The 24,014-nt window shown below is 43.2% G+C and carries 17 protein-coding genes and 2 pseudogenes; 6 read left to right on the plus strand and 13 right to left on the minus strand.

All coding sequences use genetic code 11. The annotated features are described in order from the left end of the window. Window positions 1–286 (plus strand): transketolase C-terminal domain-containing protein (locus OW495_RS22845; RefSeq protein WP_289888518.1); only part of this gene is annotated, 286 nt, incomplete at its 5' end. A gap of 186 nt (window positions 287–472) precedes the next feature. Here OW495_RS22845 and OW495_RS22850 read toward each other — a convergent pair. After that, the gene (locus tag OW495_RS22850; protein WP_102513317.1) at window positions 473–2,035 is read right to left on the minus strand and encodes a PAS domain-containing methyl-accepting chemotaxis protein; all 1,563 of its coding nucleotides are present in this window, start codon (window positions 2,033–2,035) and stop codon (window positions 473–475) included. A gap of 160 nt (window positions 2,036–2,195) precedes the next feature. Next, window positions 2,196–2,341 (minus strand): annotated as a pseudogene (locus OW495_RS23910) (ArsR family transcriptional regulator); the annotation flags it as partial. A gap of 514 nt (window positions 2,342–2,855) precedes the next feature. Here OW495_RS23910 and OW495_RS22855 point away from each other — a divergent pair. Together OW495_RS22855 and OW495_RS22860 are read left to right on the plus strand one after the other, a co-directional pair. Then, the gene (locus OW495_RS22855; RefSeq protein WP_102513319.1) at window positions 2,856–3,146 is read left to right on the plus strand and encodes a hypothetical protein; all 291 of its coding nucleotides are present in this window, start codon (window positions 2,856–2,858) and stop codon (window positions 3,144–3,146) included. A gap of 48 nt (window positions 3,147–3,194) precedes the next feature. Next, the gene (locus OW495_RS22860; protein WP_289888519.1) at window positions 3,195–5,951 is read left to right on the plus strand and encodes an immune inhibitor A domain-containing protein; all 2,757 of its coding nucleotides are present in this window, start codon (window positions 3,195–3,197) and stop codon (window positions 5,949–5,951) included. 260 nt (window positions 5,952–6,211) lie between these two features. On the opposite strand, the gene OW495_RS22865 is transcribed toward OW495_RS22860, so the two are convergent. Next, entirely contained in the window at window positions 6,212–7,387 is a 1,176-nt protein-coding gene (locus tag OW495_RS22865) for an MFS transporter (RefSeq protein WP_065111335.1), read from the minus strand. A gap of 281 nt (window positions 7,388–7,668) precedes the next feature. On the opposite strand from OW495_RS22865, the gene OW495_RS22870 reads away from it, so the two are divergent. Beyond that, window positions 7,669–8,559 carry a LysR family transcriptional regulator gene (locus OW495_RS22870; RefSeq protein WP_289888523.1) on the plus strand — a complete coding sequence of 297 codons (891 nt, stop codon included), beginning with the start codon at window positions 7,669–7,671 and terminating at the stop codon, window positions 8,557–8,559. Window positions 8,560–8,631: 72 nt separating this feature from the next. Here the strand turns inward: OW495_RS22870 and OW495_RS22875 are convergent, their stop codons facing one another. The 6 genes from OW495_RS22875 to OW495_RS22900 form a co-directional block, all read right to left on the minus strand. Beyond that, a complete protein-coding gene (locus tag OW495_RS22875) occupies window positions 8,632–13,581 on the minus strand; it encodes a transporter substrate-binding domain-containing protein (RefSeq protein WP_289888526.1) in 4,950 nt (1,649 codons plus the stop codon). Then, window positions 13,574–14,599: a two-component system response regulator gene (locus tag OW495_RS22880; protein WP_289888528.1), complete on the minus strand. Its 1,026-nt coding sequence runs from the start codon at window positions 14,597–14,599 to the stop codon at window positions 13,574–13,576. Before OW495_RS22880 ends, OW495_RS22875 begins: the two co-directional genes overlap by 8 nt. 319 nt (window positions 14,600–14,918) lie before the next feature. Further along, window positions 14,919–15,683, minus strand: a complete 765-nt coding sequence (locus tag OW495_RS22885; protein ID WP_017105113.1) for an ATP-binding cassette domain-containing protein — start codon at window positions 15,681–15,683, stop codon at window positions 14,919–14,921. 12 nt (window positions 15,684–15,695) lie between these two features. After that, on the minus strand, window positions 15,696–16,646 hold the full coding sequence (locus OW495_RS22890; RefSeq protein WP_099165694.1) for an iron chelate uptake ABC transporter family permease subunit: 951 nt from the start codon (window positions 16,644–16,646) through the stop codon (window positions 15,696–15,698). Beyond that, window positions 16,639–17,592, minus strand: a complete 954-nt coding sequence (locus OW495_RS22895; protein ID WP_099165695.1) for an iron chelate uptake ABC transporter family permease subunit — start codon at window positions 17,590–17,592, stop codon at window positions 16,639–16,641. The genes OW495_RS22890 and OW495_RS22895 overlap by 8 nt, the downstream gene beginning before the upstream one ends. Before the next feature lie 99 nt (window positions 17,593–17,691). Continuing rightward, a complete protein-coding gene (locus tag OW495_RS22900; protein WP_099165696.1) occupies window positions 17,692–18,624 on the minus strand; it encodes an ABC transporter substrate-binding protein in 933 nt (310 codons plus the stop codon). A gap of 1,001 nt (window positions 18,625–19,625) precedes the next feature. On the opposite strand from OW495_RS22900, the gene OW495_RS22905 reads away from it, so the two are divergent. Further along, window positions 19,626–19,835: a hypothetical protein gene (locus OW495_RS22905; protein WP_004731601.1), complete on the plus strand. Its 210-nt coding sequence runs from the start codon at window positions 19,626–19,628 to the stop codon at window positions 19,833–19,835. 239 nt (window positions 19,836–20,074) lie between these two features. Here OW495_RS22905 and OW495_RS22910 read toward each other — a convergent pair whose 3' ends face one another. Further along, complete coding sequence (locus OW495_RS22910; protein ID WP_099165697.1) at window positions 20,075–20,668, minus strand: hypothetical protein; 594 nt, start codon at window positions 20,666–20,668, stop codon at window positions 20,075–20,077. Window positions 20,669–21,349: 681 nt separating this feature from the next. Here OW495_RS22910 and OW495_RS22915 point away from each other — a divergent pair. Further along, entirely contained in the window at window positions 21,350–21,889 is a 540-nt protein-coding gene (locus OW495_RS22915; RefSeq protein ID WP_102291365.1) for a DUF3332 domain-containing protein, read from the plus strand. 103 nt (window positions 21,890–21,992) lie between these two features. Here OW495_RS22915 and OW495_RS22920 read toward each other — a convergent pair whose 3' ends face one another. The 3 genes and pseudogenes from OW495_RS22920 to OW495_RS22930 all read right to left on the minus strand — a co-directional run. Continuing rightward, window positions 21,993–22,652 (minus strand): potassium channel family protein, encoded by a 660-nt coding sequence (locus OW495_RS22920; RefSeq protein WP_017109126.1) that lies wholly within the window; start codon window positions 22,650–22,652, stop codon window positions 21,993–21,995. After that, a complete protein-coding gene (locus OW495_RS22925; RefSeq protein ID WP_076666694.1) occupies window positions 22,653–23,753 on the minus strand; it encodes an AI-2E family transporter in 1,101 nt (366 codons plus the stop codon). Between the two features lie 23 nt (window positions 23,754–23,776). After that, window positions 23,777–24,014, minus strand: a pseudogene (locus OW495_RS22930) (hypothetical protein); the annotation flags it as partial.

Here is a 24,014-nt window from a genome sequence, read left to right on the forward strand (position 1 = left end):
ACTAACAGCTGAAGGCAAGAAAGTACGCGTAGTATCTATGCCTGCAACTGACGCATTCGACAAGCAAGACGCAGAATACCGCGAGTCTGTACTTCCATCTGACGTTACAGCACGTATCGCAGTAGAAGCTGGTATCGCTGACTTCTGGTACAAATACGTTGGCTTCGGTGGCAAGATCATCGGCATGACAACGTTCGGCGAATCTGCACCAGCAGGCGAGCTATTCAAGATGTTCGGTTTCACTACTGAAAACGTAGTAAACACAGCGAAAGAGCTTCTAGCTTAATCTTGATTAAATTGTCCCGCCCTTAAATGGGTGATGCATACTGAAAGCCCCGCATGAAAATGCGGGGCTTTTTTGTATCTGTTGACTGTTAATCTATTGATTGTTCACGGTTCCTTTAGCTCACAAAAAAGCCCTGCTAATTTCGCAAAGCTTTCTCTTATTGCTCATTCAGCTAAAATGTAACCGCTATTTCTCTTCGAAACGCTTCGCCAATTGATAGAATTCATTCACTTGCTCTTTGAGCTCTTTCGAATGATCTTTAACTGAATGAGTCGCCACTAGATTTTGCTCAGCGGTTGACGCAATAGACTGCATATGAAGGTTTACGTCACTCGATAGCTGACGCTGTTTGTGTGCAGAACTTTCAACCGACTGCATTAACTCGTTCATTGATTGCATTAAAGTTTCAACTTCAGACAAGCGCTCTGAGCTCACCTTCGCCACATCACCACACGCATCCGTTTGTTCTCTGTTAGCCAAAATATCTTTCTGCCAACCTTCAATCGTTGCCAACATGGTATCAATGCTTTCTTTGATTTGAATCGTCGCCTTAGATGTGCGACCTGATAACGCACGCACTTCATCCGCAACCACGGCAAAGCCGCGTCCTTGCTCACCTGCTCTCGCCGCTTCAATCGCTGCATTCAATGCCAATAGATTGGTTTGCTCGGCAATGCCACCGATCTCTTCCATTATCTTGCTGACACTTTGCGCTTGGTCACTCAGTTGATACGTCGTGTGTGTTGCTTTCTCAGCCTGTGAAGCCAAGCTTTCAAGGTTACGATGTGTTTGATTAATACTCTCTTTCGCACCCGCACAAGTTTGCAGGGTAACGTCGACAATTTGGTGTGCTTCTTCGGTACGAGATGACACTTCATTCGCCGTCACCTCCACTTCTTCCGTTGCTTCACGAACTTGAAGTATGTCTTTCGTCTGTTGATCTAAAGCATCTGAAACTTGGTAAGAAGTCGCGTTAAGGTTGTCGGCTAAATCTTGTAACGGCTTAGCTGAATCCGTCATACGGCCTAACACTGTTCTGATTCGAGCAGACAGCAACTTCAAATGGAAATCGGCGATAGAGAACTTACTATTACCGGAGTAAACAAGGCGACTCACACTGTCGAATTTTGACTGCAACTTTTTAAGCTGTAAAGGCGTATCAACAAGCTCTTGTCTGAATAAGAATGCCAACGCAGAAACAGGCAATAAGCTTAGTAACCATTGCGACATTTGCCCTACTTCAACGAGGTTTGAAATCAGAGGTGCAGCCAAAGAGCCTAACAACACCGCATAACGAACACTGTCACTGATCTGTAATGACCATTGACGACCCGACTTCTCTGCTTTCAATAAACTTTGGTAAGCCTTATCCGCCACTTGTACCCATTCGTTTTTCGGCTTAACACGAACAGACTGATAGCCACTCACCTTTCCGCCATCGTAAATAGGGGTAACGTAAGCATCAACCCAGTAGTAACCACCGGATTGGGTTTTATTTTTTACGATACCGCGCCACGCTTTACCTTGCTTTAAGTTAACCCACATATCAGCAAAAGCCGCTTTCGGCATATCGTTATGCCTGACGATATTGTGATGTTGCCCTAGCAATTCTTGTTGGCTGTATTCTGCGATGCGACAAAAAGCATCATTACTGTAAGTAATCACGCCTTTAAGATCTGTAGTGGACACGAGTTGTTCGTTTTCGCTTAGAAGCGTTTCACGAGATTGAGAAGATGAGCTGACAGTCATTTATATTAACTTTTGTTAATTATTGTTTTAGGCGAGGAATATATACAATTATTAAAGTTATGACAAAATGTGAACGTCACATTTTGTGTAAATGCCTGCTATTTATACAAAAATACGCTCGACACCTCACAAAGCTCAACGCTTCTTCTCAAATCAACATTTATAAATCATCTAAGTTACCTACAGTTCAAATCTCACGGTTCTTATTGAAACAGAGGTATGGAATGTACGAATGTTTAATTCTTTGCACAGCACTCACTCAACAAAGTCTTTAGTAAGCTTGAACGTCTTAACCGTGGTAATAATCTACTCAACCATAAGCAAATCGCTCACGAGTACACATACTAAAAGAGCCTAAATACGAGCTCTTTTGGCGTCTGATGATCTCTACTCATTAAGTTATTGCGAAATCCCTTCTCTTAAAGCCATCTAAATCGCGCTTAATTGACTAATTATTGATGTTTCGAGTGAAAATAATTTGAGACTGGATATTTACTAAACACTCAATTATTACATGCATTTTTTTAACGACAAGCACAAAAGATTTATTTTCCTTTTTATAACCCCACACCTTATACAAAGTGCTCTTGAGAATAATAACCACTTCCTAATCACTGTCACTAAATATTCAAACTATCAACTATTAATGCATACAACCAAACTAAATAGCTGACAATTAAATAAATAACACCCACTATTTGATATTAACTCTTAATGTTGAAACCGGAACGAATAATGATTTGTAATAATTATTCGTTTGATTGGGTGATTTTATAAATATATTTTGTTACATAATCAAAACTGATAGCTTGATATGAAAATGTCACATAAAACAATGGCTTTAATGGTTCTAATTTTTTCCTCACTGTCACAGGCTTCCACTATTGAGAACGACGAACTATTGCTGAAGTCATTGATTGAGCGAGGCGTTATCTGTCCTGGCTTAACCTATGAAGGCAATCAAAAAGCTTTGCGTATCTATCTCAACGCAAAAAAAATCAAAAGTCTCTCGTTTGATATGGAAAAGAAACAAGAGATAGAGAATAACCATCAGGAACCCAAGACACCAAAAGAGTGTATTAGACCAAATACGGACGGTAGTTCCGAATAAGGCTTAGTTGATATTGATATCGACATGGAAATATAAAAAGGAAATATAATGAAAATGATGAGAAAAACATTGTTGGCTTCAGCAATGCTTACTCTATTTAGCGTCAGTAGTTATGCAAAAACACCTATTGATTTAGGCGTTGTTAATGAAGACAAACTTATTGAAATGCTAGTTAGACAGGGCTTAGTCGACCAAGATGCAACCGATGTGGCAAAACACGACGCACTTGACCGTTATTTAAAGAATAAGATCAATTCTGGTTTTAAAGGCGATGCCCAATTCGGTAAAAAAGCACTTGAGCAACGAGCGAAAATACTCAAAGCCATCGAAAAAGGGTCTGGCGTTAAAAAAGCGAGTGTCTTTGCTTTAGAAGTCGGCACAAAGCGTACCGATAAAGTACTCGCTCTGTTGGTCGATTTCCCTGATTTGAACTGGGATAACAACAAGCTGACCGAAGAGCACACGCAAATGCTCTACGAGAGCTACAACCCAGAACATTATCAAGAATTACTGTTTTCAAATTCTGGCTACACAGGGCCCAACGGCGAAAACCTAATCTCGATGCGCCAGTATTACCAAAGTGAATCAGGTGACAGTTACAGCGTTGCAGGTCAGGCTGCTGGTTGGTATCGCGCCTCGAAGCCTGCGTCATTCTATGGTGGCAACTCCCCGACGACCGACAACGATCTCAACGCGCAAGAACTGGTTCGTGAAGCTCTAAATCAATTGGCTCAAGATCCGAGTATCAACCTAGCCGATTACGATATTGAAGATCGTTACGATTACGACGGTGACGGAAACTTCCGTGAACCGGATGGTGTGATTGATCACCTAATGGTGTTCCACGCATCTGTTGGCGAAGAAGCCGGTGGTGGCGTATTAGGCCCTGATGCGATTTGGTCTCACCGATTCAACCTTGGTCGCACACATGTGCTGGAAGGCACCTCTAGTTCTCTTCCAGACCGCTTTAACGGCCAATACGCAGCATTTGATTACACGATTCAACCGATTGACGCAGCAGCGGGGGTTTGTGCTCACGAATATGGCCATGATTTAGGTCTGCCAGACGAGTACGACACGCAATACACAGGCAAGGGTGAACCAGTATCTTACTGGTCAATCATGTCTTCAGGCAGCTGGGCAGGTAAGATTGGTGGTACACAACCAACAGCATTCAGCTCTTGGGCAAAACATTTTCTACAAAACTCGATTGGCGGTCGATGGATTAACGATGACCAGATCTCAATTGATGACCTAGAAGACAACCCACAGGTTTATACGCTGTTCCAAACAACGGATAACAGCCGTCCGAACATGATTAAAGTGGATCTTCCAGAAAAACAGATCGAAGGTTTAAAACCGTTTGCTGGTGAGTATTCGTTCCACTCTCAAAAAGGCGATGACCTGAAAAACAGCATGACACGTAAGTTGGTGATTCCAGCCGGCGATTCTGCACTGCTTTCGTTCAAAACTTGGTATGAAATTGAGAAAGACTACGACTTTGCACGCGTACTCGTGAATGGACAAGCCATTGCCGGCAACATCACCTCAATGGATGACCCGTACAATACTGGCCTCGTTCCTGCTATTGGCGGCGAATCTGGCGGTTGGATTGACGCTGAGTTCGACGTTTCACAATGGGTAGGCCAAGAAGTAGAGCTTTCGTTTGAATACATCACCGATGGTGGCTTAGCGATGGAAGGTTTCTATTTGGATAACCTCAGTGTGGTCGTTGATGGTGAAGTCACCTCAATAGACGATGGTGAAAGCAACTCCACCTTCGCCCTAAATGGCTACAAGCTGAGTAATGGATTCCACCAAGCTCAGCACTACTACCTACTGCAATGGCGTAGCCACATGGACGTTGATGAAGGTCTAGCCAACATCAAACGCATGGGTCAACTGATCTCATTCGACCCGGGTTTAATCATTTGGTACGTAGACGAGTCGCTGACTGATAACTGGGTAGGCAAACACCCAGGTGAAGGTTGGTTAGGTGTGGTCGATGCCGACCAGAATGCCATGACCTGGGAAAAATCCGGCGAAGTCGCTCAAACTCGTTACCAAGTTCGTGATGCGGCGTTTTCACTCAAAGATCATACTCCAATGCGTCTTGTGAACAGCGACAATGATGTACTTGAAGATACCAGCTTGCTTGCCAACGCTAGCTTCTCTGACGACCAAGATTACACGTCTCCACAAGCGCCTGATTCAGGGCGTATCCTGACGGAGTTTGGCTTAGCCGTTGATATTTTGAATCAGAGTAATGACAACGAATATGGTGTGGTGCGCTTATCTAAAGTAAGCCAACACAACGTCGCCCCTACTGCGAACTTCGAGCTTAATGTTACTGGCCTGAACGTGTCTGCACGTAACTTCAGTTCTGACCAAGATGGCGAGATCACCAGTTATCTATGGGACTTTGGCAACGGCACAACAAGCAACGAAGTGGCACCCACTTGGTCTTACGAGCAAGCCGGTGAATACACGGTGAGCTTGACTGTTGTTGACGACAAAGGTGCTACCGATTCATTCAGCTCCGTAGTGAGTGTTGAATCTCCAAACGCTCTACCAGAAGCAAGTGCGAAGTACATTCACTTGGGTCGTTGGGTAACTATGTGGTCAACAAGTTCAGACAGTGATGGTCGTATTGTTGATACCGAGTGGACACTTCCTAATGGAAAGGTGAAACGTGGTCGCACATTCACTTCAATCTTCCCTTCATACGGAAAGCACGAGGTGACACTGAAAATAATCGATGACCAAGGCGGGATTACAACTAAGACCATTTTGGTCGACCTGTAAATCATCTTAGGTCTTAGGTCTTAGGTCTAAAACAATAGACCATAAAATAAGTACGCTGCTCTATCACGCGTATTTACAAAGCAAGCTTAAGTACTGCTGTCACAGGATATAAGCCAAGACAGCAGTTTTAAGAAAACGTTATTATTTAAGCCGTAAGCAAAAGCCCTACCTTATTGGTAGGGCTTTTTATTTTTAGTAGTTCGAGATATCAACGTTTTAATCACAATGACGAATTTGCTGAACCACGATTCGATGAACCATTACACAGGCTGCTTTTGAATGCGTGATTTACGCGCACTGAATGCAAACAACAAAATTACGGCCAAAACGAACGGTAAAACGTAAACATTGAGGTTTTGCCAACCCACCGTTGACTCCAACCAACCAGACAGTAGCGCCGTGACAGTCACACAACCAAACACAACAAATTCATTGAACGCTTGTGCCTTGGCTTTGTTTTGAGCTTGATACGACTGGCTGAATAAACCTGTTGCAGCGATGAACATAAAGTTCCAACCCACACCAAGCACGACCAAAGCCGCCCTGAAGTGCCAAATTGATACGCCATGGATATTGATGGCAATACTCACCACAAATAACACACCACCCGCAAGGATCATCATCCTTGAGCCGAACTTCTCGATGAGGGAACCCGTAAAGAATGCAGGAACAAACATACCCAATACGTGCCACTCAATGACACCAGCGGCCTTAGTAAAATCGAATCCGCAACCAATCATCGCCAATGGCGTTGCCGTCATCAAAATGTTCATCACGGCGTAAGCAACCATAGCCGCAAACACAGCACCAATAAAGTTCGGTGCTTTAACGATCACACTTAAAGGATCGGCTTTGGGAGCCTGACTATTAAAAGAGACCTTAGGAAACTGAATTGTTTGTAACAAGGCTAAAGCTAAGATGTTTAGGCCGATCAGCGAAGCAAAAGCACCGATGTACAAGCCATCTGCTGACCATTGTTGAGACATAATCGCTAAGTTAGGCCCAAGTACCGCCGCCAATACTCCACCAGCCATTGATATTGAAATCGCACGGTGGCGTGCATTTTCGTCACACACTTCAATTGCCGCGAAGCGATAAAGCGTACCAAAACCAATACCTATCCCAAGCAAAAACGTGGCGAAACAAAACAGATAGAAATGTTGCTGAGATAAAGCGTAAGTTGCAAGGCTCGCCCCTGTAATGCCAACAACATTACCGATACTGAACCCTCGTTTTCGTCCTAATTTTCCTGAAATTAAAGATGCAGGAATAGTGGCTGCCATTAAGCCTAAAAACTGCAACGCAACAGGCAAAGTAATCATGCTGACACTGGGTGCAATCTGTTTGCCTATCAAGCCAATCACTGAGATCAGTAATATGTTGCCCGTCATCAACAAGGCCTGACACAGTGAGAGCAGCCAAACATTTCTATTCATCTTCGTTCCTAAATATGAGCACAGTTGGTCACTAGACCAAAAATCCAACAAAGTCGCAACACTTTGTTACGTGTGATGAATTCAAGTAAATGACCATTCGCTTAATACCTCGAACAATATTCCACCAAAGATGCTTTGATCTTCGTCGCTTTACGCTCTAGAGTTGAAATTATCATTACATCAGATAATAATAATTTTTTGTTATTTAGAGGCTTTGTTGTTTATAAGCCCTGTTACTTATAAGCCTTTTTATCCATAGGCGTTAGCATTTAAAGGTGAGTATGATTAATCCACTTTGGCTCAATACATTTAAGACTCTGGTTGAAGTTGGTCATTTCACCCAAACTGCAGAAAAGCTGTATATGACACAGCCTGGCGTCAGCCAACACATCAAAAAGCTTGAGCAAGCTTGCAACTGTGACTTGTTATCGAGAGAAAATAAGAGTTTCGAACTGACCGAACAAGGTCGGATTATGTATCGCTATGCATTGAAGCTAGAAAAAGACCAAGAAGATTTATTCGAATCTCTGAGTTTCGACAATCCTTATTCTGGGCAATGTCATCTATCCTGTTCGGGTTCACTCTCTTTGCGTCTGTATCCCAAGCTTCTTGAACTGCAGCAGCAACATCAAGACCTGAGCATCAACCTAGAAGCGGCACCGAACAAAAAGATATTGAACGACCTAATCCAAGGTACCACCGATATTGGAATCGTCAGACATTCACCCAATGACAGCTATTATCAGAGCCAAGTTATTGGTAATGAGGCCTTGTGTCTTATCGTGCACCACAGCCATGCCGATCTTGAGATAACGCCGCAAACGCTGCACGAAATTGGGCTAATAGCTCACCCAGATTCTGCGCATTACCTCTCTTTGTATTTTGACCTGTGTGGTGATAAAGAGCTCGCAAACATCAATATTAACGAAATACCGAAATCAGGCTACATCAACCAACTTCATCAGATACTGCTGCCGGTATCAAAAGGATTAGGGTTTACCGTGCTGCCAGCTGGCGCCGTTGAACATTTTTCAGAAAGAGATAAGTTGCACGTCGTCCCTCCAAAAGTAGAAGTTGAGGAAACGCTGTACTTGGTTCAAAAGCGAAACCGCAAGCTCCCTCACCGATACAATACCGTGATTGACTTAATCAAACAGAATGTCAGCAATTAGGTTAGTGCACAGATAAAAAAGCCTTTAACCACGATAGTTAAAGGCTTTGATTACAAGCAAAAGGTTTTAATTCTATGACTCGGAAGCGCTGAGCAGCTCGGTCGCACTTTCAAAATCGTAACTCTCTAACGATCTCAAAACGTCTTTTAAGATACTCGAATCAGGATACTCAACGAGCAATTTCGAAACGTATTGCGTCGCGTCATTATCGTAAGCCTCGAGAAGAGACAGAAGCATAGCGATTTGTTCAGGAGCAACCTCAGAAGAATCCGAAGTATCACCTGTTCCTCTATCTGCTGTAGTTGCGCATGATTTGCCATAATCACACTCGACCGCTTCAATTAACTCCCTTAAGCCAATTTCGCCATGCTTAAGATCTTGCTCCACACACGCCCTATTGTGAGCTCTGCTTTCTAAGTCACTGAGTAATTCAGCAAGTCTCTGACCGCCAATAGAAGCCGCCATGCTTTTTAACGTATGTAGATTTCGCTCTAACGTCGCCCATTCATCTTGCACCAGGTTGTCGAAGGTTGCCGACATAATGTCAGGCGCCCCTTGGCAGAATCTACCAAGCATCTTCTCTTGAAGTTTCACATCATGATGAGTCAGCTGACCGAACCTTAGCAATGAGAAAACAGGGAGAACCATCAGAGCATCAGAGCTTAATGTCGAACCATTAGAGCTAATATCTTGCATCCTACCTGAAGGAGACTCTGACGAGGCTTTACCCTCAACCAAAACCTCTGGCAAGATGTATTTCGTAATCAAAGAGGTGGCTTTATCGATGATAATTGGCTTATCCAAGAAGTCCGTGACTCCAGCCTCTCGCGCTCGCTGTTTCGCATCAGCAAACACATTGGCCGACATCGCAATAATTGGTACATCTTTATCAAACTCACGAATCAAACGTGTAGCTTCGAAACCATCCATGATCGGCATTTGCAGATCCATAAAGATCATCTCGTATTCGTTGCTTTGAGCTAACTCCAGTGCCTCTTTTCCATTTTCTGCCAAGTCGGCATTCAGATTAGAGCGGGTGAAGAATGCCAAAGCTAAGTCTTGATTTAACTCATTATCTTCGACGAGCAATACCCTTTGCCCTTTGAACTCTATCTGGTAATCCAGTTGCAGCTCTTGGGCTTTAAACTCTGCCAATTCTTCAATGCTTGATCTTGGCAATGTTAGAACAAACGAAAACTCGCTGCCTTGCCCGAAAACACTCTCAACACTAATTTGGCCACCCATTGCGCGAACCAATTTCTGGCTAATATTGAGTCCTAACCCTGTGCCACCGAATCGGCGCGTAGTTGTACTATCGGCTTGGCTAAATGCTTCAAAGAGCTTGTGTAGATTCTCATCAGAAACTCCTATGCCAGTATCGGCCACCATCACCTTCATAGTCAGGCTGTTATCATCTGATTCAACAAGGGCTACAGTTAGCGAGACACTACCAGTTTCCGTAAACTTAATCGCGTTACCAACAAGGTTGAGTATCACTTGGAACAGCCTTAATGGATCGCCGCGCAGAGGAGTGTCTAACGCGGGGTCAACCGACATCGACAAGTTGAGTTGCTTTTCAGCAGCTTTGGACTCCATAAGGTCAATCACATCTTGGAAGGTCGCTAACGAATTGAATGGAATACTATCGATAAACAACTGCCCAGCTTCAATCTTAGAAAAATCTAGGATGTCGTTGATGATGCTTAATAGTGAATGCCCAGAGCGATGCACTTTTTCGACATAGTTTTTCGCAACCGGATTCGCTATTTCTCCGATAGCGAGATAAGACAGGCCAATAATCGCATTCATTGGCGTTCTAATTTCATGGCTCATGTTAGCCAAGAATTCAGACTTCGCTTGGCTTGCGAGATCGGCTCTCTGTTTCTCTTCTTCAAGTTGCTCGTTAAGACGCTTCATTTCAGAAATATCGAACGCCCAGAACAGCGTGGCTATCTCGCCATCTAGCTCAAACAAATAGTAACTGACTAGAGCGACAAACCGTGTTCCATCAGACCTTCTCAGCACCAGCTCTTTGTTGACGACCTTTCCATTGAGTTTAAGTTCTCTATGTAATTCATCACGAGCAGACAAAGAATCATGAATGGCAGCCACGTCAATTGAAGAAAGTTCCTTGTCTTCCACCCCAAACAAGCGTTTCGCGGTGTCGTTGGCATAACGAACTTGCTCCTCAAACACTACTGCTGCGGCAATCGGGGAGCTATTGAGCATGTTGTATAGCTGATCCTGAGCCTTCTTAAGTGCTTCTGTCGCATCATTGGCAATACTTATCTGCTTGGCGAGTTTTCGATTCCAGAAAACGATAAGTAGCACGATCACCAAAGCAAAGCCTGAAATGGTATAAACCAATTCATAATCGACTCTTTCTATCGCTTTTGGCGCTGCCCACTTCGCCGATATCTTTTGGTGTTCTTCAGCAGAAATACTCTCAATCGCCTTATTCACAATCGAATAAAGCAAAGGTTCAGATTTGATGACATGTAAGGTGGGTGAAAGGAAAAAATCGAGTCGTCCGACAATTCCAATCTCTCGATGACCAAATGAATCAATGAGGTAATTGAGGACATCAACAGTGTCGATCATGCCGTCTAAGACCCCATCATCTAGCCTGTTCAGCCCATCAGCCGTTGAATCAACCAGCACCCACTCAACTTTTGGGTATTTCCCCAATATCGCATCAGTGTTTGCGGCATTTTTCAAAATACCAATTTTCCATCCAACCGCTTCTTCTAATACTAAGCTAGTGACATCTCGCCTTGATGCGATCGCCAAGCGGCTCGAAAACAAGCTTTGTGCTGCTCTAACGTTGTCTCCTAACGAACGATTCTCTTGAGCTGCAGAGACCAATTCCACTTCATGATGATCAACCAAGCTTCGGGTCTCAGACCAACTCGCCACGTCTACATGGTTGATGCTTAACCCTGTTCTCTGCTCAATGAGCGTTAGATAGTCGTCAATTATTCCGATGTATTCACCGGTATTGGATACTGCTTCATAAGGCAGCGAATTCGGATCGATACCTATCCGCACATCCGGATTATCTTTAATCCACTTCCTCTCTTTTTGGCTTAGGTTTAAGATCTCTCCCGTCAGATCATTGGTTTGGTAAACATCGGCGATATAGCGTTTCGCCGAATCACCGAATGAACTAAATTGTTCGACGGCTGGAAAATAAACATGGTTCCGCTCTAACGACTTAACATCAAAGTAGAAAGTCATCGAACCAGAGTTCGTGCTTCCACCTTTGGTCCGGTAGTTCGCTACCTTGGTGACCGACGAGAAGTGAGAGGTGTTCTTCTTCTCTCCATATTCATCAACTAGGTTACCGATATACCAAGATTTGATCGGGCGATTATTGTTATCTGCTTGTGCCGTGATCACCTGAAACGACCTGTCCGTGTCGAAAATTTCAAAAACTTCCGTCAAATCTTCAAGGCGATCACTGACGATAAAATATGCGGATATTTGCGCGATTATATTCGCTTTTTTAAGGACTTGGCTTAAATCACTCTGAACCTGCATCTCGATAATTTGATTTAAACCATCATCGGCCTGTTTAAGCTTTTTAATTGCGGCATTGAAGCTGTCTCTGATTTCTTCATTCTTAAAGTCAACATAGATCGGATACTCAGCCTTATACTCGTCATGTAACGTTAGCTCTGCCATTTCGATAAAACGAGTATTGGTAATAAACCACTCCAGCACTCTGCGTTCAACCATTAACAGGTCAATGTTTTGAGCCCTCAATTGTGAGAATGCCGATTCGAGACCTTCATAATCTTCGACACGCTCGATGTCTAACTTACCCTTCAGTATTTCAACAGAATTTTTGATTGGAGAGGTCTCGTCAAAGAGTAACGCCCCTAGTGACAAGTTTTTCTGGGACTTGAGGTTAAGCTTGCGGCGAGTCAGCGAAACCGGAACAAACTCAACATTAAGAACGTTATCACTTAAAAAGTGCGTATTGGGGTCATCAAACTGAACGCCAGAAACAAAGGCAATAGAATTGTTATTATCTATGGCTTTGCGAGCTGCGCTAGGAGGGAGAGTAACAACGTCACCCAGCTTATATCCCATATCATTAAGAGCACGCTGAAGAATGTCGTGTTCTAGCCCTACCGCAGTGCTGTCTGGGTACATATACGGAGGGTTACCAAAACCGAACACGCCTTTTAGTGGCACTCGATAAGGAGAACTGTCTAGCCACTTTGATAGAATTTGGTTCTTGTTATTTACGTCGAAGGTTTCAACCTGTTTGTTGATTAGCGTCAGCAGCTCTGGTTCATCGGTACGAATCACCATTGATGCTTCTAACCTTTTCCAATGCTCCAAAACATAATTCACCGCGAGATCATGCACGCCAATTTTTTTCGCAAGATCCATGGTAGTGATCGGCTCAGCGACTATGCCTTCGACATCGCCAGCCCCTAACGCACGTACTGCATCAATAACGTTATCAAAGTCCACTCGCTCAATAGAGCTCAATTGGACACCGGCTCGCTCCAAGTCGATATTTTCATTAACCATCGCGATGCGGCGTTTATTATTTTGGTCTAGGTTTCCATCGAGTTTGTTGTCGATGGGAACAATCACTGCGACCTGATAAGGAATATAGGGATCACTCGCAAGAAAACGGCCACCTTCACTTGGGTCAAACTGTTGGAATGGGAATACATCGCCTCGCCCGTCGACTAACGCGGCTTTAGCCTCGACACGTGAGTTAACTGTGACAAACCGAACATGAACACCAAAACGCTGTTCAAGATCCAATGTCCAATCTTTGATGATCCCAGAAACCTGCCCATCATCATCGATGAATGAGTAAGGATAATGGTTGGCCAAGACAACAAAAGTTACCGTTGGTTGATTTCCCAACCACTGATTTAACTCAGTATCTGTTACCTCAGCAGCATTCGTAGGTTGCATTAGCAGCGGCCACACCACAAGTGTAATGACCAGAAAAACAACCAAACGATTTAGCGATGACATGAAGCGATCACTCATCTTTAAATTGCTCTTTAATACTTAAGATTTGAGGTAGGTTTTCAAACAGTAACTCTACAATTTTTGGGTCAAAGTGTTTGCCTTTTTGTTCTTCAAACAAGCTCAATGCCTCATCAACACTCCACGCTTTTTTATACGGTCTCTCTGCTGTGAGAGCATCAAACACATCAGCAACCGCGGCAATACGCCCTACCAAAGGAATGTCTTCTCCCGCGATCTGGTTTGGGTAACCACTGCCATCCCATTTTTCATGATGATACTGCGCTACCTGAATCGCCATACGCATCAATTTGGAGTCACTCTGCCTACCGAGGATTTCAACACCATACTCGACATGCTTTTGCATAATTGTCCACTCGTCGGCGTCCAATTTACCCGGCTTGAGTAACACGCTATCGGGAATACCAATCTTGCCAATATCATGCATCGGAGCCGCGTCACGCAGGGTTTCAGCATCTTCGTCTGTCATGCCTAACGCCTTGGCTAAAATTTCGCAATAATGGCTCATACGCATCACGTGCATACCCGTTTCATTATCTTTGAATTCAGCCGCCCTACCCAATATGTTCAGCGTCTCTAGCTTACCTAGATTGATCTCTTGGGTTTTCTCTTTTACCTGACTAAACAACGTGCGTTGTTGATCATAAAGTGCGATATGCGTTTTCACACGCTGGAGTGCAATTGCAGGGGTTATCGGCTTGGTTAGGTAATCGACAGCCCCCAAGGAGAGCCCTTTTACTTCGGCTTCAGGCCCGATTTTGGCAGTCACGAAGATAATGGGAATGTGCGCAGTATTGGGCTGTTCTTTGAGCTGTCTGCAAACTTCGTAACCATCAATATCTGGCATCATGATATCGAGGAGAATGAGGTCTGGCTGAGGCACCATCTTGGCTATCTTGATGCCAATGGTACCGTTAATTGCGACTTTGACTTGATAGGTATCTTTAAGTATTGCAGTCAACACATCCAAATTACTTGGGGTGTCATCTACGACTAACACTATGGGTTTACGACTCATTGATACCTCGTATAAAAATCAAACAGTTATAACCATAGTGTAGAACGATTTTTAGAGGTTAATCAGAAAAAATAGCAATTGTTTTTTGAAAGTGAAGAGTAGATCTTCGAGTGACATCAAACCAACGCTTATCGAAGTATGACCAGTCAATATTACGTCGATTAAGTCATTATAATACAAAGGAAATTATACAGATTACTTTTGAAGCCAGACCTTTTATTAACAAAATACAAACTGGCAAAAACAAAAAGAGCTCCTCACTTGGGAGCTCTTTTCACTTAAGTCATTAGAGAATCAAATCGCCTAGCGAACCAGCACCCTAACGACCAGAATAATACATACAGATTCGAACACCATCGAACTCACGAATCTCAAATGGGATCTCGTAGATCGATTCCATCACTGATTTTTCAACCACTTCCGAAACCTTACCCGACTTAACCACTTGGCCTTTTTTCATCGCAACAATGTTATCTGAATAGCAAGAAGCGAAGTTGATGTCGTGAATTACGATCACTACCGCCTTATTAAACTCATGCGCCAGACGGCGCAGCGTCTGCATGATTTCCACAGAGTGTTTAATATCTAGGTTGTTTAGTGGCTCGTCTAAGAAGACATAGTCGGTATCTTGCGCCACTACCATCGCGATAAACGCCATTTGACGCTGACCGCCACTGAGCTCATCTAGGTATTTGTTTTGAATATCGGTAATACCAAGGTGCTCTAACGCCGTATCGACGATCTTATGATCTTCGTCTTTCAAGCGACCTTGGGAATGCGGAAAACGGCCAAAACAAACCAGCTCACGAATCGTAAATCGCATATTGATGTTGTTTGATTGTCTTAACACGGCAAGGTGTTTCGCCAGCTCTTTGGTATCCCACTCTGCCAGTAACTTATCGCCAATGACCACTTCACCCGCGTCACTTTCGGTTAAGCGACTCGCCATAGAAAGCAGTGTGCTTTTACCCGCACCATTTGGACCAATGATAGAAGTAACTTCCCCTTTCGGGAACATGGCACTGGCATCATCCACCACAAGTGTCTTGCCATACTTCTTACTCAAACCTGTTAATTTAATCACTACTTACTACCTTTACTGAATTCTGGTGCGTAACAACAAGAACATAAAATACAAACCGCCGACCAAGTTAATGATCACGCTGACAGTGGTTTCAAACGCCATTACTTTTTCGATAAACCATTGGCCTGAAACCAATAGAACGACCGCTAACAAACTGCTCGCGATGATAAGCACACGATGTTGATAAGATTTGAATATCTGACGCGCTAAGCTCACGGTGATTAAACCAAAGAACAGCACAGGGCCAACCAAAGCCGTCGATACCGCGACCATCACTGACACAATCACCAAGGTAATCTGAGTCAGTCGCTTGGTGTTCACGCCCAAGCTTGTTGCGTTATCGACACCAAGCCAAAGTACGTCAAGCTTAGGCGCCAACAACCACAGGCCAAGCAAGCTCAAACCCAATGGAATAAGACTGAGGTAAACCAGTTCACCTTTTACGTTGTTGAAGCTCGCGAACATCACATTTTGCAACACGGCAAACTCGTTCGGGTCAATCAACATCGCTAAGAAGTTCGCTAAACTTGAGAATACGCTGCCGCACACAATACCAATCAACAACAGTGTAAATACGTTGTTTCGCTTACTCTTGAAGTAAAAATGGAACAGCGCAAACGAGAAGAAGATCATCACAGTCACAGACAATGAAAAGTTCGCGATTGCATCAATTACCCAAAAGCTAGTGCCACCAAACACAAACAGAAGCACTGTTTGCACCAGCATGTACAAACTGTCAAAACCCAAAATTGAAGGGGTTAGAATTCGATTATTGGTGATAGTTTGAAAAACCAATGACGATGCAGAAATCGCCACCGCCGCCAACACAATCGACAGCAGTTTTGGTAGTCGCAGAGACAAGAAGAACTCATAGTTATCCCACGTAAGTCCCTGCCCCACAAATACTGCCGCCATCCCCAAAGACGCGATAGCCAGAATCGCAATTTTTACTGAATCACGCATTCGACTTGTCTCTCATGATTAGGTAGATAAAAATCAAGCCGCCAAAGACACTGATTACCATTGAGATTGGGATCTCATAGGGGAAGATAATGACTCTCGCTAATAAGTCGCAGGCCAATACCAAGATCACGCCCCAGTAGGCTGTCCAAGGCAGAATCTTCTTCATGTTATCGCCCATCATCAACGACACGATATTCGGCACGATAAGGCCAAGGAATGGGATAACACCAACAATCATCACCACCGAAGAGGCACAGATCGCGACAAGAGCAACACCAATGAAAACGATCTTTTGATAATTGAGGCCGATGTTTTTTGCGAAGCTTTCACCGATGCTCGCCGCACTGAACTGGCTTGCAAAGTAATAAGCCAACACACAAGCAGGAACCGCGAGGTAAAGGATTTCATAGCTACCTTGCAATACACTCGCAAAGTTCGCCATTGTCCATGCCGACATGGTTTGTACTAAATCGTATTTGTAAGCAATAAAGGTTGTTAGAGATGAGACAACGTTGCCATACATGATGCCAATTAAAGGCACCAACACCGCATTCTTGAACTTGAGGTGTTGTAAGAAGCGAACCAACAACATGGTGCCTAACACCGCAAACGCAAAGATAAAGCCTAAGTAACTCCATTGAGCGGCATTACCCAGCACCAGAATACCGACGATGTAACCCAACATGGCACAATCAATCGTGCCCATCGTAGAAGGTGCAGCGAACTTGTTCTGAACAATCTGTTGCATGATAAGGCCAGCAACACTTAAACCCGCCCCAGCTAGCACGATCGCGAACAGTCGAGGTATCCGACTAACAACATAAATGGAATTGGCGTGTTGGTTGCCATTAAAGAAGTCACTAAAACTGATTTCAGCGACCCCAATCATCAACGACGTAACGCATAACACAACAAGAAATACAGCAGCGGCAATGGGTTTCAACATAGAAATAATACTAAAGGTAGGTCTCTTTGAGTCCGTATGAAAAGTGAAAAAGGGCTTATAAGAACGCTCTTATAAGCCCGAAAATCTGATGATTGGTGACTATTGAATCGTGCGTTCAATATCACCCAACATTCTGTGAATCGCTGTCACGCCACCACCCGCCAAATACCAAGCACTTGAATCAAGGTAAACGATGTTGCCTTGCTGCGCTGCAGGTGTCGCCGCAACTAATGGGTTATCAAACAACTGTTGTGCGCGACCTTCTGACTTACCAATCGCTTTTTCACGGTCGAGAACGTAAAGTACTTCAGGTTTTGCATCAGCAATGTATTCGAACGAGATTAGGTTACCGTGTGTCCCTTTAATTGGAGCGACTGTCGCACTCTTTGATTCAACGTATCCGAAGTCATCAAAGATGATTGAGAAGCGACTACCTTTGTTGAACATCGCAATGTTATTGCCGTTGTTCATCAACATCATCGCAGTGGTTTCGCCAGAGGTTACTTTATCGTTTACCGCTGCAATCGAATCTTGAGTCTCTGTGATGATCGCTTCAACTTCAGCTTGTTTATCAAACAGCTGACCGAGTGCGCGCCAGTTTTGTTGAGCATCAGCCCAGTACTTATCGCCCTCAATAGAGAACATGATCGTCGGAGCAATTTGTGCCAACTTGTCGTAAACCTTAAGCATACGGTTTTCCGCGATGATCACATCAGGCTTCAACATGTAGATAGCTTCAAAATCAGGTTCGCTCAACGAGCCAGTATTCGCCGTCGTTTCTTTGTATGACGTAAGGTAATCAGGCATTAGGCTGTGAGGCGCGCCGACTGGCGCCACACCAATTTTATCCAGCACATCCAAGCTACCAAAGCCCAGAACCACCACTCGTTGTGGCACTTCATCAAACTGTGCTGTGCCCTTTACGTGCTCAATAGTCACGGTTTCCGCTTGAGCGGTCATCATCAAAGACGATGCAAGAACGATGGCAAGTCCACTCAGTAACTGGCGAACTGAATTAATAGTTTTCTTCATGTTTCTTCCTTTGCCATTGAGATAAACCACCACTCATGACAATAAAAGTCACACTACTCATAAATGAGCATGGGGAGTACACAACTGCTAAATAACGATAATTTAAAGTTTGCCATTGAATTGACAACAAACTTGTAACGCAAGTGATAATTATTATCAATTATATTTGCGATAAAATTGAGGCACAACTATTTTGTTATTCAGAAACGTAAAAGTGGGTATTCATGTTTTGCGTAGTCGGGAGAGAACTGAGAGTGACTCAAAAAATGACAAAGGCGGCGAAGGGTAAAATGATCATAAGTTAGAGAGAAAAAAAAAGATGGCAAAAACAAGCTAAACCGTAGAGCAGGTAAAAAGTAAACACGACTAATATGTGTATAATAATTAAGTGTAAACACACACCATAGCCCCTGAAGTTACTAGACTTCAGCCAAAACTTCGAATTACAATTTACAATGTAAAGATGCTATATAACAGCCACTTAAGAGCCTATAAATTTGCCGTTAAATTGACATTATTCATTGTAAATGAATACGACTAGATGCAAAATCACAGATGGGTTAAAAACACATGACTCATCACACCCCTCTCGTTCACTCATCCTCGTCAGATGATGACAAATCAATCAAAAATATTTCTAAATTTAATTGAAAATAGGGTTGTAATTTAAAAAACTAGGCGTATAGTTCGCCACCTGGCTCTAATCTATAGAGTTGTTAATGCTAAAGTAAGTCCAAGTTCCACAAAGACAGTTCTCGATTCCTCGTTACACCATCTCTGCGTCAGCTTTCACCTAGATAGTCATTCAATAGCTTTTAAATCAGATCCCACTACCGTTCTATTCATCATTTGCTTTCTTTTTAGCGAATTCAAAATAGATCGACTTATTAAATATAAATGTAATAAACACAAGGCACAGTTATGTCACGCAGAACAACAAGACAAACCCATTGGTACCAACTATCACGCGAAAAAACAGTCAATAAACTAAAAGGTAATAAATGCTCAAGATTAAAATAGACTTACACAAAGAAGAGATTTCATGGGTCACCGAGATTCGACAGCTCAATAGCGATATACTCCACCGCCACATATTGCCCAAGCTACAACATCACAGTTATCTCATCGACTTTGAATTTAATGAACGAGAAAGCATCGGAACTATCGTTTCAGGCAACGGAAACACCCTAGGACATTTCACACTCCTATAGCATTTCCCATAGGCTACAGAAAGAAACACCGTCTAGTTCGACAGATACAAAAAAGTCAAAGATGTCACCCTCAATTCGCTCTAGCAGAACAAAATAGAGTAGAAGTAAAACAGATTAGAAACCTAGCCCTTTTTGCATTTCACACGCGGCTAACGCTAGCTAGGTTATCGTACTTCTATTGAAACCAACTTATATCAAACTCTGAATCACCAATGAGTCATTATCAGTGCATTCATGGACTAATAAGTTAACGGCATCGACCTTAGCTTTTGATCAAGAGTATATAAGTGTTCTGCAGCTTGCATGTGTTGAGGGTAATCACTGAACTTCTCACGATTCTCCTCATTCATCTTACATGTCTCATCCACCAGCATTAACTTCCAATACAGCTTTGTTGTATGCAGCATCGCCAGTAAAGGTTTGAACACCTCTTTCTCATAAGCTTGAATCAGCTCTTCAATCAATTCGTCACGCTCGTCTTCACTTGCGATTGAACCATTAGTTGCCGACAATACTTTTTGATATTTCAGATTGAGTTGCAGCTTATCCATCACCGTTTGGTTATCTTCCGCCAGTTGGACCAGCTTCGATTTAATAATACTCAACCAGTTTTCTTGGCTAAGAACCGCTCCATCGACACTCGAAAAATCTTCGCGGATTTGACGTTCGACGTCTTTTTGAGCTTTCTTTAAAACGCCACGAACCTTTTGGAAAGGCAGCTGATATTCCTTACTTAGCTCGATAATCAGTTTATGAAAACCACCATTTGGAAGGTGTAAGTTTTCCTTAAACGTCGCCATTGCAGCTTCTTGCTGCTCTGTAAGGTTAGTCATTCTCTTTCCTATTATTGATAACTCACGGTGCTGATCCCGCGATCATACCACTATTATCTATGATTTCTCGGTAACTTCATGAGTTACACCTAGGTATGTCCTTAAATTATCTCAACGTCTTCTCTTTCGGCTAACTTTCAATCTATATGGCATTAAATGGTAAGTCTCAACCGGCGAATATTCATACATTAGTCGCACAGGGTATAGAGCCAGACAGGAGTCATTACTTACTTATGAAAGATAACAATGAGAAATAACCATGACCTATTCTGAATACAAAGATTCTGACTTACATAAATGCATGAGCATTGCTGCAGAAGCAATGGTATCAATCGCCAAGTTTGCCTTTAAAGCCACAACCCTTTTATTCCGATTTTTCCGCTGGCTTGCGGTGAAGACTTTTACCTATGTCATGAAGTAGCCGTGTTATTAGCACGACACTCCATTTAAAAACATGAAGCGCGCACTTTTAGGTCGCGCTTTTTTTATACCCAACGTTTTATACCTAACTTTTCTATATCTAGCTTTTCTATATCTAGTTTGTGATGCCTGGCTTTTGGTGTCTAAAGTCGAATTCATTTTATATCGTCGATGGCGTTAAATGGTAAAACTGATCATCGATTAAAATCCATACTACACCTGTTCCAACAAAACAGACTTCTAACTTATACAGGTACTTAAATGAAAAAGATTGCACTTAAAATTGTAGGACTAACGGTTTTGGCTTCTGCGCTAACTGGTTGTATCGGTAGTAACGCCGTAACAGGGAAAGTGATGAAATTTAACGTCGAAGTTGTCGACAACCGTTATGCTCGTGCTGGTGTGAACTTCTTATTAGCGCCTGTATACGGTATTACTACCGCGGCCGATTATGTAGTATTCAACTCATTGGAGTTCTGGACGGGTAAAAACCCAATCAGTGGTTCGCCACACATCTTTGATACAAAAACAGACACCCACTTCAAAGTGAATGATGAACTAGACCCAAGCCTCAAAGAAGCGCCTGTAGGACCGATTTCAAACAATCGTGCCATTGAGACTGGTGAGATGATGAAAATCGACGAAAACACCATTCAAATGGACATTGTCTATACGTCTGGTGAAACAGCGACGCTGACTGGAATCAAAGATGGTCAGAACGTGAGCTATTACATGGATGGTCAGCTTGTGTCGCAAACAACTATCGCTGAATTAGAGAAGATTCAGGGCACTGAAGCTTAAGATTTGTAGCTCATAGAGAGTTAAACCTGAAAGCTACGTTTGACTTTGAAAAACGTAAAACAAAAAAGAAGCCCGGCTACTGCTGGGCTTCTTTGTATATGTTCTATTGAGATTGAGACTGAGCAAGCCGGATACTCACCAAGCTCGCCACCATGATGGCTAAATAAAAACTGCCAATAATGGATTCCATAAACACGAAGAACTGTGCGACGGGTAAAGCAGGTGAAATGTCACCATATCCAACAGTGGTTAGCGTGATAAAACTAAAGTACAGCGCATTAAACAGGTTCGTCAGCCAAATTTTTTCTTCCAAACCATTAAATGCATTGGGCAAAATTTCCAGAATCAACAAATAGATGGTCGCCCAAGCCAGCCCTATCAGTAAGTAAATACAGATAGAACCAATAATGTGATTGGGCGTGACCTTCGTGGCTTGCATCACCTGTTTAAGAGCGGAATAAATGTGTGAGAACAGAAACACCGCCAATGCCGTTAACGTCACTATCGAAAGGTTATAGTCCTCCAAAAAAGAGAATACCCCCGACACCGTAGCGGTTATCAATAGCAGACCATACCAAGAGCGATACAAGGCTCGCTCTTTATGGATGCCCACAATCGAAACAGCCAAAGTAATAATGATCAAAAACAGAATGGTCTTTTGACCCTGCGGATAAAACTGTTGCATCACTGCACAGCCAAAAAACAGCACTAACAATGCATAAAATAAGAAGTAGAAGTTGTCGTCTTTAGAGACTGGCTTCATCTATTTTTCCTCAACCTCTGCGGTTTTTTTCTCAGTTTCTTCTTGGTTTTTCTCTTCAAGTCCAAGCCACGCCATCATCAGCTCATAGCTTAAACTCAGTATCACAGCACCGACAAATAAACCGACAATGCCCGACATCGCCATGCCACCTAATGCGCCCAACAGAATCACCAACATTGGAATATGAGATCCGCGGCTTAGCAATACTGGCTTCAAGATAGCGTCACTACCACTGACCAAAATACACCACACTAAGAACAAGCTCGCCGCTAACGTCGATTCAACGCTGAACATGTAAATGATCGCAGGTAATAGAGCAAGAATCGGTGGAAGTTGGATGATTGCAATGAGCAGAACAGCGAGCGCCCAAAACGCAGCAGCAGGAACGCCTGCAATCACCAAACCGATTGCCGACATCATGGATTGAATCACAGCAACACCAATCACACCTTGCACAACGCTGCGCACGGTCGACTTAGACAGCTGAACCAATTCTTCACCTTTGCCATCCGTTAAACGCGCCACTAAATGAGTGACTCCTGTTTGGCATTTATCGGCATTACTCATGAACGCGCCAGCAATAATGGTCGAGATAATAAATTGAATGAAACCACCACCTAGTGAGCCTAAAACTGAGGCCACTTTTGAAGCGAATATCTTGAGTTCTTCAGCATACTTAATGAACACCCCCTCGATATTGTTCGAGGCATGAACCAAAGTTGCATAGACCTTTTCACCAATCAAAGGGATGTCTTGCAAAGATTCTTTCGGTTTAGGCAGTGACAAAGTTCCATCTTGTAGCCCCGCCATCAAATCGGATGCGCTGGTGTAGATACCTGAAGAAAGCGCAACCAATGGAATCAACAGCAATAACACGCCGATGAAACTCAGTAATGCACTGGCTTTGCCTTTCGACATCCCGGTTTTATTTGAAATTGCGACCGCCACTGGATACAACGCAGTCGCAATGATCGCGCCCCATATCACCAAAAGAATGAATGGGCGCAAAATCGAAAAACACCAATAGACGAGCATGGCAATGGCAGCAATCTTAATTGCGGCATCAATCGCCTGTTTAGAAAAATCATCGGTTAACTTCATGAGACGTCCTTGTAAGGGCAAAATTAAGGCTGATTTTGTAAGAACTTCCAATTCCTGGTTTCAAGGAAGAGTGAAGCCAAAATCATGTATATGCCAATTAACACTAATTGGAATATGCGTATGAATGTGTTGCTATCGATGTCACCGGAGCTCATCAATGTGCTACCAACCAGTACCAGTAAGGTACTAAATGCAGTGGCGAAAATAGGTGATTTTTCAGGAACCGTGTAGATCTTGGTAGCCATAAGAATGGCAATAAGT

Origin of the sequence: Vibrio sp. 14N.309.X.WAT.E.F5 (assembly GCF_030397615.1) — a bacterium.
Taxonomy (GTDB): Bacteria; Pseudomonadota; Gammaproteobacteria; order Enterobacterales; family Vibrionaceae; genus Vibrio; species Vibrio lentus.